Source organism: Arthrobacter sp. 10T413_2 (genome assembly GCF_056394205.1).
Genome location: NZ_JBFTHK010000102.1, coordinates 1 through 14,882, shown reverse-complemented (window position 1 = coordinate 14,882; position 14,882 = coordinate 1). Strand labels below are relative to the sequence as shown.

Here is a 14,882-nt window from a genome sequence, read left to right as displayed (position 1 = left end):
CGCATGGCCCAGCGCAGATCGTCCTCGTCCTTTTCGCTCAGCGCCGGCACGTTGACGGCCACGCCGGGCAGGTTGATGCCCTTGTTGTTCGAAACCCAGCCACCGACAACCACCTGGGCAACKACCTTGACGGCGTCGACCTCGATGGCACGGAGGGCGACCTTGCCGTCGTCGATCAGTAGGGCATCGCCGGCTGGACGTCCTCGGTGAGGCTCTTGAGCGTGGTGGAGCAGATGTCCTTAGTGCCGGGAACGTCCTCGGTGGTGATCGTGAACGTGTCACCGACCTCCAGGAGGTGGGGACCATCGACGAAACGTCCGAGGCGGATCTTCGGGCCCTGCAGGTCGGCCATGATGGCCACGGCCTTGCCGAGCTGCCCGGCAGCCTTGCGGACGTTCTCGTAGGTGTTGTCGTGCACGGAGTAATCGCCGTGGCTCATGTTCATGCGTGCCACGTCGACGCCGGCTTCCAGCACGGCAAGCGTGTTCTCGAAGCTTGCGATTGCCGGTCCGAAAGTGGCCACGATTTTAGCGCGTCTCATATACCTGCCCTTGTCTTGCATGGTTGGGGTTGTAGCGGATGCCGATGGGGAGGCACCACTGAGGATTCGGCTCTCACGACCCGCGAGTAGGACGGATTGGCGGGGATGAAAGCGAAGGCCGGTTTTCCAGGCCGGGGCTTCAGTGTTCAGCAGGGGCTTCCAGGTCCAACAGCTACGMCGCCCTTGCCGCCCGAGACGGCTTGCTCAAGCCGGGGTGCGCGGCCGTCGTCGTTTCAAGCAGCTGCAAGGCGTTGTTCGGGCGTTGGAGCTGTGGGGGCTGTTTTTCTGCCAGCGCCAGTGGTCCTCACATATCTGGTCCACGGTCGGGCAATGTGCCAGCGGGGATCGGCGTCGCCCAGATCCGAGAGGATATCCTCGATTTGCTCCTTGGTCCGGCCGTAGGGGTTGTTGGCGCCKATTTCCATCTTCTCGACGTAGGGGATGGGATTGTGCTCCCCGTAYACGGTGGCCGATGAACTGAACACGAGCAACCGGACGTCGTGCCGGTCCATGACCCGGATGAGGTTCAGCGTGCCGGCCAGGTTGCTGATCACCACCACGTGATGGCTGGCCGGCTTCGTACAGGGACAGCACCGTGTGCGAGCCGGTGCACCCGGTCCCGCCGGTAAGCAGAATTCTCATCTGCCCTCCTCTGCCCGGGCAGAGACTGCCCCGACGTCCCGTCCACTCCTGAGAGCTGGGAAACACCGGGGCAGTCTGCGGTTAGGTTTTGTCGACGGCTAGAGCGCCGTGAACTTCAGCAACAGGGCATGTTCCGGGTTGAGGACCGGCATGGGGAGTCCGACCTCGGCAAGGAAGCTGCCGCTGGTTTCGGCTCCCGAGGCCAGCCATGCCGGCGGTTGGGCCTGCGTAAACGTGTGCGCGTAATCGGCGTCGCCAGGTGCCGGGAAGATCGCCTCAACCCGGTAGGTACGTCCGCTCTCCAGACCTGGAACTGTGATCCGTCCGGGCTGCTCGGCGGATGATGTCCGCGTGCACACGAGCGCGAACAGTGCCGCCGTCGCACCTGAAGCAATGGTGCTGCCTGAGAGATGGTCTCCCGCGGAGGCGTCGGCAACAACACCGTGCAGCATCAGCGATTCGTCGKGGACATCTGCCCGGACCATCCGGCCACTGTGGATGAGCCCCCGGTGTTCCTTGTAGAGGCCGATGAAGCGTTTGAGTTCCTCGCGCTCGGCGCCCTTCAGCTGCCGAACGTCCCATTCCATCCCGAAGTGGCCGAACAGTGCTGTGATGGCGCGGAAGGACAGATCGTGCGTGCGGGCGGTGGTGTGGGAGGTGGTGGGGCCGACGTGTCCGCCCACGAGCTCCGGGGGAACGACCAGACCGGTCCAGCGTTGGATGGTCTGGCGTTCAAGGGCGTCGTTGCAGTCTGAGGCCCAGATCCGGTCGGTGCGTTCCAGGATGCCGAGGTCCACCCGGGCCCCGCCGGAGGAGCAGCTTTCAATCTCGACGCCGGGGTGGGCCTTGCGGAGTTCGTCGAACAGCCGGTAGGCGGCCAGGGTCTGCTCATGCACGGAGGAGCGGCCGGCGTGGCCGTGCTCCAACAGGTCGCGGTTCTGGTCCCATTTGAGGTAGCTGATGTTGTTTTCGCGCAGCACCGCATCCACCCGGTCGTAGATGTATTGCCAGGCATCGGGATTGACGAGGTCGATGATCTGTTGGTTCCGCCACTCCAGCGGCAGGCGTCCCCCGTCCTTGTAGTTCTGGACTGAGGGGCCCACGATCCAATCCGGGTGCGCCCGTACGATGTCCGAATCGAGGTTGATCATTTCGGGTTCCACCCACAGCCCGAATTCCATGCCGCGGGAGGTCACGGCCTCGATCAGCGGCGTAAGGCCGTCCGGCCAGAGTGTTTCGTCCACGTACCAGTMGCCCAGTCCGGCCTTGTCGTCGCGGCGGCCGCGGAACCAGCCGTCGTCCAGGACGAAGCGCTCCACGCCCAATTCGGCCGCGGAATCGGCCAGCTCGATGAGGGTGTCCAGGTTGTGGTCGAAGTAGACGGCCTCCCACGTGTTGAGGACCACKGGGCGGGGTTTACCGGTTCCCGCGTTGGCAGAAGCTGCCGGCAGCACGTGGTGCGGACGGGACCGGAACCAGTTGTAGAACGCCTCGCTGATGCCGTCCAGGCCGCGGGCGGAGTACGCCGCAAAGAGTGCAGGGGTCGTGTAGCTGGCGCCTGGTTTGAGGACTACCTCTGCGGAACCGAGGAGCTCGGAGCCGCCGATCATGGTGCGGCCGTCGCCGATGCTGTCCGCGAACTGCTCGTGGTTGCCGCTCCAGGCCAGGTGCGTGGCCCAGACCTGCCCGTGGCGGTTGCCGAAGCCGGCAGTGCCGGCGGCGAAAAGCAGCGAGGAGTCGTGCCCGGTGCGGCCGTGCCGGCCGGTGCGGACCCAGGTGCCCTGCTGGATGGGGCGGCGCTGCGGGTGGCGTTCCCGGCACCAGCGCCCGGTGAGGTCAAGGAGTTCGACGGCGGCCGGGGCCACCGGAAGCACGGTGGCCAGTTCGTMGAGCTGGTAGGGCGTGGTGCCGTCATTGATGACGGTGTGGCGCAACTCCAGCAACCCGCCGTCATGCAGTGTCAGGGAGGAGGAGACGGTGAGGCCGGCGTCGGGATCAGACTGGACGATGACAGTCGAGTTGTCCCCGGTGCTCGCTGCGACGACGCGGAGGCGGGCTGAGAAGTCCAGACCGGGGACGCCGTCGGCAATCCGGTGTCCGCGCAGCGCAGGCCGGCCGCGCCAGCTGGATGAGGCCTGCGGCAGCAGGCCTGCGGGAACGGTGGTGTCGATGGACGACGGCGGGATAGCGGCTGTGAGGATAGCGAGGTCCGGCAGCGTGCTGCCAAGATCCGCGCCCCAGTGGACGACCTCAGCCTCCCCGCTGTCGAAGCTGATCACCAGACTGGTTCCGGCGGAACGGAGGTGGAGCGGGTCCATAAATAATGTCCTTCTGGGGTGTGGAAGAAAGGGGTTGGGCTGCGCGCCGCGGGGAAGATGACGCCCGCGGCGCGCAGTGGGTATAGCGGATGGCCTACTTGAAGAGGGCGTTGACCTTGTCGTTGGCCTCGGTCAGGGTGCTGGCGTCCTTCTTGCCGGACAGCACAGCGTCCATTGCGGGGCCCATGAGTCCATCGACCTTCGCCGCGTTCTCGGTAATGGGGAAGAGGAAGGTCGTGTTGTCCTTGACCTGCGTGGTGAAGGCACTGACGTCGATGCCCTTGGCCTTGAAGGCTGCCGCGGCCTTGTCGGAAGAGGACTTGATGGCGGGGAAAACGACGGCCTTGGAGGCCACGACGTCCTGGCAGGCGCTGGAGGCCAGGTACTCGACCCACTTCACCGAGGCCGCCGGGTTCTTGGTGCCGGCGTAGACGGAGTCGGCCAGGCCGTTGAACATGCTGGCGCGCTTGCCGTCGGGTCCCGTGGGGGTGGGGGCAATGCCGGTGTCGATGCCCTTGTAGCTGGTGTACTGGCCGATCATCCAGGAGCCGTTGGTGTTGATGGCGGCCTTCCCGGCGCCGAAGGCATCAGCAACGCTGGCGCCCACGGTGGTCTCAAGCTTGGGCATGTAGCCCTTGTCGGCCAGCCCCTTCCACCACTGGATAGTCTCCTGGAACTTGGGATCGTCGTAGTTGAACCTGGTGCCCCACGGGTTCTTGTCCGTGTGGGTCCAGCCGGTGGTGCCGGTGAGGAAGCTCCACTGGGTCTGGCCCTGGCCGTTGMCGGAATTTTCCAGGCCCAGGCCGTAGACGGCGACGTTGTTCTTGTCGAAGCCGGACTCATCGCCACGCTTGCCACTCTTATCCACGGTCATGTGGGCGATGGCCTTCTCGTAACTGCCGCCGTCCTGGGGGTTCCAGTCCAGCTTTCCGAGCTGTTCMTCCGTGTAGCCGGCATCCTTGACGAGCTTTTTATTGTAGAACATGGCCACGGTGTCCCAGTCCTTGGGCAGGCCGTAGCGCTTGCCGTCCTGGCCCACCCAAAGGTCCGCCAGGCCGTTGTTGTAGATGTCCAGTTTGACCCCGTCTTTGTTGACGGCATCGTCGAGGGACAGGAGCTGCTTMTTGGCGGCGAATTCGGGGTACTTGGACAGGTGGTCGGCGAAGACGTCCGGGGCATTCCCGGCCACGAAGCCGTTGGTCAGGGTGGTCCAGTAGTCACCCCAGCCGCGCTGGGTGATCTTGACTTTGATGTCCGGGTTGGCCTTGGTGAAATCCGCAGCGCACTGCTGGTACGCGGGGAGCTGATTGGCGTCCCACATCCAATAGTTGATTTCGCCCTTGGCATCACCGGAGGCGGCGGAGGTGGACCCGCCGCCGCAGGCGGAGAGGGAGATGGCGATGGCTGCGGCGGCAGCAACGGCGCCGAGAGTCTTCTTCATKATTGACCTTTCGAAGAGGGCACGAGGTTGCCCGGAGTGGAGCGGATGGAGGGGGAAGTGGCTGGGTCAGCGGTTTATTTGATGCCGGAGAATCCGATGGAGTTGACGATCTTCTTGCCGAAGGCAAGGAACAGGATGAGGATGGGAACTGCCGCAACGATGGTGGCGGCCATGAGTCCCGACCAGTCCGGGGCGCCCTGTGGGGACTGGGATTTGAAGACGCTCAGGCCCACAGTGAGGACGCGGACGTTTTCGTCATTGCCGACCAGCAGAGGCCAGAAGTATTCGTTCCACTGCCCGATAAAGGTCAGCAGCGCCAGGGTGGCCATGGGTGCGGCGGCGTTGGGCAGGACAATCTGGAAGAAGATTCGCAGGTGCTTGGCTCCGTCGAGCATGGCTGCCTCCTCCACTTCACGGGACATACTCAGGAAGAACTGCCGCAGGAAGAAGATGGCGAACGCGGACATGAACAGGAAGGGCAGTGTCAGTCCGGCAAACGTGTTCAGCAGTCCCAGGTTCTTGATGAGGAGGAAGTTGGGCAGGGCGGTGAAAATCCCCGGAATCATCATGGTGGCCAGGAACACGGAGAAGACCTTGTCCCGTCCCGGCCAGCGGAGCCGGGCGAAGGCATAGGCGGCAAGTGCGCTGAAAAAGACCTGGGCTGCCGTAGTGACGGTGGAAAAAACTATCGAGTTTCGCAGGTACAGCCAGAAATCTATGGCGGCACCGGAACCTCCGTCGGCGAGGGCCTCCTCGGTGGACTGCATTCCAAAAACACGCTTGAACGCGCCCCAGGAGAAGTCTGCCGGCAGGAGATTCCCGGAGTTTGAGGCCAGCGAGTGGTTGCTGGACAGGGCCGTGCGGAGCATCCAAAGGAACGGGAGGATGGTGACGGCCAGCGCGAGGGCGATGACGGCCCACGCACMGACGCGGTGCCAGTTAACGGCCTTGCGGGTGAGTGTACGAGTGGTCATGGCAGGGGTTCMTTAGTCCAGATCCGTTTCGCTGCCCTTGAGGAACTTCATCTGAATGAAGGCCACGAGCGCGAGGATCACGAAGAGAATGACGGACAGTGCGGAGGCATACCCGAAGTCCGATTCGCCGAAGGCTTTTTGATAGATGTACATCTGGATGACGCGGGTGGCATTGACCGGACCGCCGCCGGTGGTGACCGCGACGGTGTCGAAGACCTGGAAGGACCCGATGACGGTGACCACCAGGACAAGTGCAAGAACYGGACGCAGCAGCGGCATGGTGATGCTCCAGAACGTCCTGGTGGGCGACGCTCCGTCCAGGGCGGCCACTTCGTAGACATGGTGGGGGATGGCCTGGAGGCCGGCGAAGATGAGCAGGGCGGTGTAGCCCATGTGGCGCCAGACGTTGACGAAGGCGATGGTGGGGATGGCCCACTGTTCACTGCCAAAGAAGGCGATGCGGGGAAGTCCCATCCAGCTGATGATCTCGTTGACGATGCCCAGCTGGTAGTCGAGCATCCAAAACCACAACAGGGCGACAATCACGTTGGCCACCAGGAACGGAAGKAGCAGGGCTCCGCGGATGAACGTGGACTTTGCCACCCGGTGCATCAGCAGCGCCAGGCCGAGGGCTATGACGGTCTGGAAGACGATGTTGATTGCGACGTACTGGACGGTTACGGCCAGCGCATTCCAGAACAGCTCGTCCTGGAAGATCGCCGTGTAGTTCTTGATTCCGATCCATTCGGGCTCACCCAGCAGGCTGTACTCGGTAAAGCTCAGGTAGACGCCGCGGATGGTCGGGACCAGACAAAAAGCAACGAGGCCGATCATCGCCGGGAGGATGAACAGCAGCGCGACCTTGAGGTCGCGCAGTTTGGCCATGCCACGGACCCGGTTGGAACCCTGCGGCGCCTTGTGCGCTGCGGTGGGTGGGTGCTTGGTAAGGGTGGTCATCATCGACCCTTCCTGAAGATGTGATGTGACTAACAATCGACACCGAATCTACACGTATAGAAGTAGATGGGCAACCCCGCAGCACGAAATTACCGGCAAAATCCATGTTTTCAGTGCCAGCGGTTGACGCGTGTAGATAGCTTGCGGGAAGATTTCAAGAACAGCTGAATCTGTGTAGAAGGAGAGAAAACAATGACGTTCTCCATTGGAGTAGTGGGCGTGGGTCAGTTCGGTGGCCAGTTCGCGCACCTGTTCAACCTGCACCCGGGGGTGAGCGAAGTTTTCGTCGTGGATGAGCGGCCCGAGCGGGCTGCCGAAGCGATCGAGCGGTATGACCTTGCCGGCGCGAAAGGCAGCTTCGAGGAGCTCCTGGAGTCAGACGTCGACGCCGTCGCCATCTTCACCCAGCGGTGGACCCACGGCCCCCTCGTGGAGCGGGCCCTCCGGGCCGGCAAGCACGTCTACTCGGCGGTGCCCATGGCGGTCTCCGAAGACGAAATTGCCCGCATCATCGATGCCGTCCGGGAGACCCGGAACGTCTACATGATGGGGGAGACCAGCTACTACAATCCGGCCACCGTGTATGCCCGGACGCAGCATGCCGACGGCAAATTCGGCCGGGTCTTCTACGCCGAGGGTGACTATGTCCACGACATGGATCTCKGCTTCTACGACGCCTATCAGCACAGCGGAGGTGATCGCTGGAAGGAAACCGCGAGCTACCCGCCCATGCTCTACCCGACACACGCGATCGGCGGAGTCCTCGGCGCCATCCCCGCYCACGCTGTCAGCGTTAGCTGCATCGGGGTGAAGGATGACCGCAACGACGGCGTCTTCGACAAGGGCATCAGCATGTTCGGCAACGACTTTTCCAACGCCACGGCCCTCTTCGAACTGAACGACGGCGGGGCGATGCGGACCAACGAGATGCGCCGCGTGGGTTACCCGTCGCACATCAGGGAGTCCCGGTTCAGGTTTTTTGGCACAGAGGCCAGCTTTGAACAGCTGGCCAGGGTTACTGTGTGGCAGGACAAGGGCAACGTCCACGACATTTCTGAACAGATGGAGTCCCGGCCCAGCATGTCCGTCGATGACCCCTCACTGGCCAACGTGGCGCCCGAGCTCCGCGACGCCTTCGTGTCTGGACTTGCGCCCGTCCACGACAGCAGCCGTCTCCCGGAGGAATTCCGGGGAGCCCCGAACGGGCACGAGGGCAGCCACCATTTCCTTGTTGATGACTTTGTCACGGCGGTCAATGGGCGCGCGCTTCCGCCGGTCAACGCCTGGACCGCGGCGCGGTTCACCCTGCCGGGGATCGTGGCCCACGAATCGGCCCTCCGCAACGGTGAACGCCTGCCCATCCGGGACTTCGGCGATGCCCCGGCCTCACTCTAGCTAGCATGGACCGCATGACTACATCAGCAGTGCCCGCCCCGCGTACCCAGGTGACCCGCAAGGATGTCGCCCGGTACGCCGGGGTGAGCACCGCCGTCGTCAGCTACGTGGTCAACAAAGGTCCCAAAAAGGTCGCACCGGCCACCGAAGCCAAGGTGCAGGAAGCCATCCGGCTCCTGGGGTACCGGCCCAACGCCGCAGCGCGGGCGTTGAAGCTGGGCTCAACCGAGACGATCGGCCTCATCATCCCGGACAACAGCAACCCATTCTTCGCTTCGCTGGCCCGCGCAGTGGAGGACGCGGCAGCCGAGCTCGGTTACGCCCTCTTGCTGACTAACTCCGACGGGAACCTCGCCAAGGAACGCAGGAACCTTCGCAACCTCGCCGCCCGACAGGTGGATGGCGTGATTTTGTCCAGCGTCCTGTTCGAGCCAGACCTCGCCGAACTTGAGTTCGACGATATCCCAGCCGTGCTCCTGGACCATGATGCCGATACTCCCGGTTTCAACAGCGTGGGAGTGGACCGGGTCGCGGCTGCAAAATCCGCTGTGGAGCATCTCATCGGTCACGGACACACAAACATCGCCTTGGCCATGGGCACGAACACAGGTAACTTTTTCGACGGACGCGAACAGGGGTGGCTGCAGGCCCTTGCCGAGGCCGGGCTGCCCGAAGGCCCCATCGTACGCAGCTTTTTCACCCGCGACGGCGGCTACATCGCAGGCCAGCGGCTGCTGGCAGCAGCGAACCGGCCGACCGCGATTTTCGCCAGCTCGGACATGCAGGCCATTGGCGTCCTCCGCGCACTCCGGGAAGCCGGCCTGTCGGTGCCCGAGGACATGGCCCTGGCCTCATTCGACGGTTCCGCGGAGGCCGAGTACAGCTGGCCCGCCCTGACCACCGTGGAACAACCCGCGCAGGCCATGGCCGAAGCCGCCGTCACAGCACTTATCGGAGCCCGACGCGGAGAAAAGCCGGAACACCGGACCTTCCCCACCCACCTGCGCATCCGAAACTCCTGCGGCTGCCACTGAGGCATACCGCGATCGGAAGCACCCACCACACTCGCCAGCTGGCATCGGACACCGGCCGTMACCAACATCAGCGGCGTGTCAGAAGACGTCMTCAAGGCCGCCGCCCGGGCCCTGCACCTGGACGATGAGGAATGCCTCCACCTTCGAGCTGGCCCTGGCCCTGGCCACACTGCTMGCGCGGCGCCCGCGGTCCCGGCGCCAGGAAGTTGGCGTGGAGGCTCCTGTGGCCTGCTTGACTCCATGACCACGTCCGCTGCGTTCGTCCGCAAACGGCCGCCTMGACGTCGTGGCCACCAACTCTCTGGGCCTCGCTGCAAGCGCCGATGATCGCCAGCGACACCACCGCTGCCCGCTGCCACTCCAACTTCGCGCGCTTTCACTTTMTCGACCCAGCCTCACGGGAGTTCTTCATCGACTGGGACGCTGGGGCCGCAGCCACCGCGGCCGGCTACGCGCCGAAGCCGGCCGTGAACCCATCGACCGGAATCTGCAGGAGCTCGTTGGCGAATTATCCATACCAAGCCAGGAGTTCCATACGATATGGATCGCGCAAGGCATCCGCTTCCGCTTCCGCCGCGACGGAACCAAACGGCTGCGACACCCCGTAGTCGGCCCTGCAGACCCTTCCGCGATCCGTACATGAAATCAGCGTTTACACGGCCGAACCGGAGCGACCCGCGAAGAACGAAATTAGACTCCTCACCAGCCGGGTGGCAACAACTGTCGCAGAAGCATCAGAATCCAAACCCAGTCGGCCTCCGCCAGGACCGGTAGCCAGCTGTGTGCAGTCGCCGGGGCTGCGCTGGGTGTGTGACTTTACCCATCACGGCTCATCCACGGGTGGCGCTTGGAGATGCGTTGCAATCCAACACTGCGGAGTATTGCGGCAGGGGAAGTTTCGGCGAGCTCCCCGTTCTAGCCAACGGGCGTTGCGAGGCGTTGACCTCGTTCAAACGCCCTGACGTTCTCCATGACGAGCTCTGACATGGCCGCTCGTGTTTGCCACGTCGCGCTACCTATGTGGGGAGTGAGCACCACGTTCGGGAGTCCTTGCAGCCCCTTAGGAACTCGAGGCTCGTCAGTGAAAACGTCCAGACCTGCACCGCCAAGCTCGCCCGCATGTAGCGTTCGAATGAGCGCGGCCTCGTCAACGACCGATCCGCGACCGACATTGACGAGGAAGCCATCTGGGCCGAGGGCTTGCAGGATCTCAGCGTTGATGAGCCCGTTGGTTTCCTTCCCGCCTGGGACGCAGACGATCAGGGCATCCGCCCACGTGGCCAGTTCGACCAATGATGGTTCGAAGCCATGGGGGACCTCCGGCTTGATATGACGGGAGAAGTAGCGAATGGGCATGTCGAAAGCGACAGCCCGTCGTGCGATCGCTTGTCCAATCCGCCCCATGCCAACGATGCCCAGCCGTGACCCGGACACCTTGCGCGTCCAGGTGTAGCCGCCGTCGGCCCAGGCACCGGACTCCAGGAACTGCTGGGCTGCCGGRATCTGACGCGAGGTCGCCAACAAAAGGCCAATGGCCAGGTMGGCGACGTCGTCCGTCAGCACGTCTGGAGTATTGCTTACCTGCACTCCGTGTTCATGGGCTGCCTGCAGATCGATACCGTCATAGCCGACCCCGAAGTTGGCGATGAGCCCCAGCGCGGGCAACGACTGGATCCGCTCGCGTGTCACGGTGTCCTCGCCATTGGTGATCAGGACTTCGAACTCCGACGCCCGCGCAGCGAAATCTGCGGCGGACAGGCTGTGGAAGTCGACGACCTCGTGGTCCTGACGAAGAGCGTCGAGCAGCATGTCCGGGACAGACGCGTGTTGTAGGAGGGGTGTCMTCCKCGCGGACGTTTGGGGCTGGGCGTCAGCGCTGAAGTTCATCGCGTAGGCACCTCAGTGTTGGCTGCCTCGTCGCGTGAATCCGGAATAGTCGAGTCGGCAACCAGGACCGTAGGCCGATTGTGCGAACGGTGATTGCGGGTGATGAACCTCCCCAGGACGCCGCCGACGATCAACGCCGCAGCGATGAGGAGCAGGCCGCCGTTGTAATTGCCCGTGCTGTCCTTGATGGCGCCAAGGATGGGAGGCAGGCCGAGGCCTGCGAGCTGAGCCACGGTGTTGATAAGGGCGATAGATGCGGCGGCTGCGACGCCCGCGATCTTCTCCGTCGTCACAGCCCAGAACACCGGCGTCAGGGCGAAGGTAAGGCCCACCGCAAGAATGAGCAGGACGTAGGCGATCGCCRTCGGGCTGTACGGAGCCAAAGCCATGCAGACGCCGGCCGCGATGAGCGGCAKCGCGAGGTGCTTGGAACGCTCGCCGGTTCGGTCGGAGCTGCGGCCGTTGAAGTACATGAAGATGCAGGCGGCCAGGAACGGCACAGCGGAGAGCACCCCGACCATGACGCTGCCGGAGTCCGGGACCAGCCCTTTGAGGATCAGTGGCATGAAAAGGGTGACGCCGATGGTGCAGAACGCTTGGAACAGCCAGACCGCGGAGAGCCCAAGGACGGTGAGGTTGGCGATCGCCTTGTACCAGGGCACGTGTGCGCCGATCGTTGCGGTGCCGCGCTCGGCTTCGAGGACGGCGACCAGGTTATCGGCCTCGTCGCGCGAGAGCCAGGGAGCCTTGTGCGGGTTGTCGCGCATGACGAAGAGGATGACGATGCCCAGGATGACGGCGGGGATGCCCTCGATCAGGAACAGCCAGCGCCACCCGGTCAGGCCCAGGAATCCATGCATGTTCAGGATCATGCCGCCGATGGGAAGTCCCACCACGGAGGCACCGACCGAGCCCATGTAGAAGAAGGACATGGCGCGGGCGCGGTTAGCCTGCGGGAACCACTGCGAGAGGTAGTAGATGATGCCCGGKGCGAAGCCCGCCTCGGCGGCACCGAGAAGCAATCGCAGCGTGTAGAGCTGCCACGGTGCGTGGACGAGGAACATCAGCGAACTGACCAGGCCCCAGGAGATCATGATGCGGGCGATCCAGATGCGGGGCCCGACCTTCGTCATCAGGAGGTTGGAGGGCACTTCGAAAATCAGGTACGTGATGTAGAAAACGGAGACGCCGACGCCGTACATGGTGGCCGTCATCCCCAGATCGGCGTTCATCTCGAGCGCCGCGATGGAGATATTCGTCTTGTCCAGATTGGCGATGAAATAGCAGATAATCACCAGCGGGATGATCTTCAGGTTCAGTTTGCGCAGTGTCGACGGCGCGAGTGTTGCATTCACGGGGTCACCTMATTGTGAGAAGTTAGGAACGGAGTTTGTAAAGGGAAAGAAAATTTGGGGGGGGAACGGAGTCACCACTCCGCGAAGGAGCCGTCGGCGTGACGCCATACCGGGTTGCGCCAGCGGTGACCCTCCTTGGCCCGCTCGATGACGTAGTCCTCATTGATGTCCACGCCCAAGCCCGGCCCGGTTGGTATTTTGACCATGCCGTCTGCGTAGTCGAACACGCTCGGGTCGGTGACGTAGTCGAGCAGATCGTTGGACTTGTTGTAGTGAATGCCCAGGCTCTGTTCCTGGATCACTGCGTTGTAGCTGACCGCGTCCACCGCGAGGCAGGCGGCCAGAGCGATCGGTCCCAAGGGGCAGTGAGGCGCCAACGCGACATCGTACGCCTCCGCCATCGCAGCAATCTTGCGGACCTCCGTGATGCCGCCGGCGTGGGAGAGGTCCGGCTGGATGATGTCCACGACGCCGGTCTCCAGCACGCGGCGGAAGTCCCAACGCGAGTACAGACGCTCGCCGAGCGCGATCGGCGTCGAGGACGCGCGCAGCACGTCMGCGATGCCGTCCACGTGCTCGGAGAGGACGGGTTCCTCCACGAACATCAGGTGGAACTGCTCCAGCTCGGCGAGCAGCACGCGGGCCATCGGCCGGTGCACGCGCCCATGGAAGTCGACGCCGATGCCGATGTTCGGCCCCACGGCGTCGCGGATCTCGGACACGTTGTGCACCACGCGCTCGACCTTGTCCCAGGTGTCGATATACTGCAGCTCCTCCGGCCCGTTCATCTTCACGGCGCTGAACCCGCGCTCCACAGCGTCGCGCGCCTGGGCGGCAGTTTCTCCCGGCCGATCACCGCCGATCCATGAGTACACCTTGATGGAATCGCGCAGCTGCCCGCCGAGCAATTCGTGGACGGGCACGCCGAGCGTCTTGCCCTTGATGTCCCACAGGGCCTGATCAAGCCCGGCCAGCGCGGACATGTGGATGCCGCCGCCGCGGTAGAAGCCCGAGCGGTACATGACCGTCCAGTGGTCCTCGATGCGGCGCGGATCCTGGCCGATCAGGTAGTCGGCCAGCTCGTCCACAGCGGCTGCGACCGTAGCCGCACGCCCCTCGAGGACGGGCTCGCCCCAGCCGACAAGACCCGTGTCGGTCTCAACCTTCACGAAGAGCCACCGTGGGGGGACGGGGTAGGTGGTGATGGACTTGATCTTCATCGATGCGACGCCTTTCGGATGACGGGGTCTTGGTTGACGCGTTCAAGGCACGACGCTGCGTGCCCGACATGCGTGGGCAAGCGCAGGGAAAGCGGTTCTTGCGTTAGTCCCGGCGGCGGTCTCAGGTCCGGCGCCGGCGGCGGAGATTCAGGCGGCCCGGTGGACGTTCCACGCGGCCACGAGCGAGGCCGCCCGCGCAGCGACCTMCTCGGCGGGGCGGCCCGGCTTGTACAACCAGGAGCCGATGCCCGCTCCCGCAGCCCCGGCCCGCAGCCATGACGTGAGCGTCTGGTMATCGACGCCGCYGACGGGTAGCAGCTGCGTGCCGGCGGGAAGGACGGAGGACCAGGCTTTCATCCCGGCGATCCCCACGGTCTCCGACGGGAAGATTTTCAGGGCCGTGGCGCCGGCCTCGAGCGCGGCGAAGGCCTCGGTGGGCGTGGCGACACCGGGGTAGCTGCTCAGGCCCAGGGACCCGGCGGCTGCGATGACGTCGGCGTTGGCGTTGGGGGAGACGACCAGCTGGCCGCCAGCCGCCGCCACGTCGGCCACCTGCCCGCGGGTGAGGACTGTGCCGGCGCCGACGCTGGCATCGCCGGGCAGATCCTCGCGCAGCAGGCGGATGGACTTGAGCGGGTCGGGGGAGTTGAGCGGAACCTCCAGGACGCGGATGCCCGCGCCATAGAGAGCGTGGCCGATTTCGGGGGCCTCTTCGKGGGTGAGTCCGCGCAGGATGGCGATGAGTCCGGTGGGGGAGGAAGACATGAGGGTCCTTAGACGGAGGGGATGGAGGTGGCAGAGAAGGCGGCAGGGAGAAGCCCCCAGGCGCGGGCAACGGCGCGCAACCCGTCGAGGGCGGTGTCCTCCAGCAGCGGCACTTGCACGCCCTGGGCGGACAGGGCCCGCTGGTACAGGCCGCCCAGAGGGCCGTCGGCGCACAAGGCCGCCGGGGCGCCGKAGGTAAGGCCGCCCGGGACCATCGCTGCAGTCTCGTCGCCGATGAGCAGGCCGGACAGGTAAGACGCGATGCGGGCGGGGGCCAGTTCACCGGAGAGATATCGGGTGCGGGCGCTGAAGAGGCGCGCAGCGAACGGTTGACCGGGATGGGAGAGCGAGTG

Annotated in this window: 12 protein-coding genes and 2 pseudogenes; 3 read left to right on the top strand and 11 right to left on the bottom strand. The window is 64.4% G+C overall.

What is annotated here, in order from left to right; all coding sequences use genetic code 11:
- From AC1DBQ_RS15440 to AC1DBQ_RS15415, 6 genes and pseudogenes are all read right to left on the bottom strand, one after another.
- Positions 1 to 541 (bottom strand): annotated as a pseudogene (locus tag AC1DBQ_RS15440) (pyruvate kinase); the annotation flags it as partial.
- 290 nt (positions 542 to 831) lie between these two features.
- Positions 832 to 1,089, bottom strand: a pseudogene (locus AC1DBQ_RS15435) (NAD-dependent epimerase/dehydratase family protein); the annotation flags it as partial.
- A gap of 192 nt (positions 1,090 to 1,281) precedes the next feature.
- Complete coding sequence (locus AC1DBQ_RS15430) at positions 1,282 to 3,501, bottom strand: alpha-galactosidase (protein WP_476929338.1); 2,220 nt, start codon at positions 3,499 to 3,501, stop codon at positions 1,282 to 1,284.
- 94 nt (positions 3,502 to 3,595) lie between these two features.
- Complete coding sequence (locus AC1DBQ_RS15425; RefSeq protein ID WP_476929337.1) at positions 3,596 to 4,942, bottom strand: ABC transporter substrate-binding protein; 1,347 nt, start codon at positions 4,940 to 4,942, stop codon at positions 3,596 to 3,598.
- Between the two features lie 74 nt (positions 4,943 to 5,016).
- Entirely contained in the window at positions 5,017 to 5,916 is a 900-nt protein-coding gene (locus AC1DBQ_RS15420; protein WP_476929336.1) for a carbohydrate ABC transporter permease, read from the bottom strand.
- Between the two features lie 12 nt (positions 5,917 to 5,928).
- On the bottom strand, positions 5,929 to 6,873 hold the full coding sequence (locus tag AC1DBQ_RS15415; RefSeq protein WP_476929340.1) for a carbohydrate ABC transporter permease: 945 nt from the start codon (positions 6,871 to 6,873) through the stop codon (positions 5,929 to 5,931).
- 192 nt (positions 6,874 to 7,065) lie between these two features.
- Here AC1DBQ_RS15415 and AC1DBQ_RS15410 point away from each other — a divergent pair, with 192 nt between their 5' ends.
- The 3 genes from AC1DBQ_RS15410 (at position 7,066) to AC1DBQ_RS15400 (ending at position 9,945) form a co-directional block, all read left to right on the top strand.
- A complete protein-coding gene (locus tag AC1DBQ_RS15410; protein ID WP_476929335.1) occupies positions 7,066 to 8,268 on the top strand; it encodes a Gfo/Idh/MocA family protein in 1,203 nt (400 codons plus the stop codon).
- 5 nt (positions 8,269 to 8,273) lie between these two features.
- Positions 8,274 to 9,302: a LacI family DNA-binding transcriptional regulator gene (locus tag AC1DBQ_RS15405; protein WP_476929334.1), complete on the top strand. Its 1,029-nt coding sequence runs from the start codon at positions 8,274 to 8,276 to the stop codon at positions 9,300 to 9,302.
- A gap of 253 nt (positions 9,303 to 9,555) precedes the next feature.
- Complete coding sequence (locus AC1DBQ_RS15400) at positions 9,556 to 9,945, top strand: MmyB family transcriptional regulator (protein ID WP_476929339.1); 390 nt, start codon at positions 9,556 to 9,558, stop codon at positions 9,943 to 9,945.
- Positions 9,946 to 10,217: 272 nt separating this feature from the next.
- On the opposite strand, the gene AC1DBQ_RS15395 is transcribed toward AC1DBQ_RS15400, so the two are convergent.
- From AC1DBQ_RS15395 to AC1DBQ_RS15375, 5 genes are all read right to left on the bottom strand, one after another.
- Complete coding sequence (locus tag AC1DBQ_RS15395; protein WP_476929333.1) at positions 10,218 to 11,111, bottom strand: 2-hydroxyacid dehydrogenase; 894 nt, start codon at positions 11,109 to 11,111, stop codon at positions 10,218 to 10,220.
- Positions 11,112 to 11,185: 74 nt separating this feature from the next.
- Entirely contained in the window at positions 11,186 to 12,544 is a 1,359-nt protein-coding gene (locus tag AC1DBQ_RS15390) for an MFS transporter (RefSeq protein WP_476929332.1), read from the bottom strand.
- 71 nt (positions 12,545 to 12,615) lie between these two features.
- Positions 12,616 to 13,764 carry a galactonate dehydratase gene (gene dgoD, locus AC1DBQ_RS15385; protein WP_476929331.1) on the bottom strand — a complete coding sequence of 383 codons (1,149 nt, stop codon included), beginning with the start codon at positions 13,762 to 13,764 and terminating at the stop codon, positions 12,616 to 12,618.
- Positions 13,765 to 13,911: 147 nt separating this feature from the next.
- Positions 13,912 to 14,529, bottom strand: coding sequence for a 2-dehydro-3-deoxy-6-phosphogalactonate aldolase (locus AC1DBQ_RS15380; protein ID WP_476929330.1), 618 nt, complete (start codon positions 14,527 to 14,529; stop codon positions 13,912 to 13,914).
- An 8-nt stretch (positions 14,530 to 14,537) separates the two neighbouring features.
- Positions 14,538 to 14,882: 2-dehydro-3-deoxygalactonokinase (locus AC1DBQ_RS15375; protein ID WP_476929329.1), on the bottom strand; the 345-nt coding region annotated here is incomplete at its 5' end.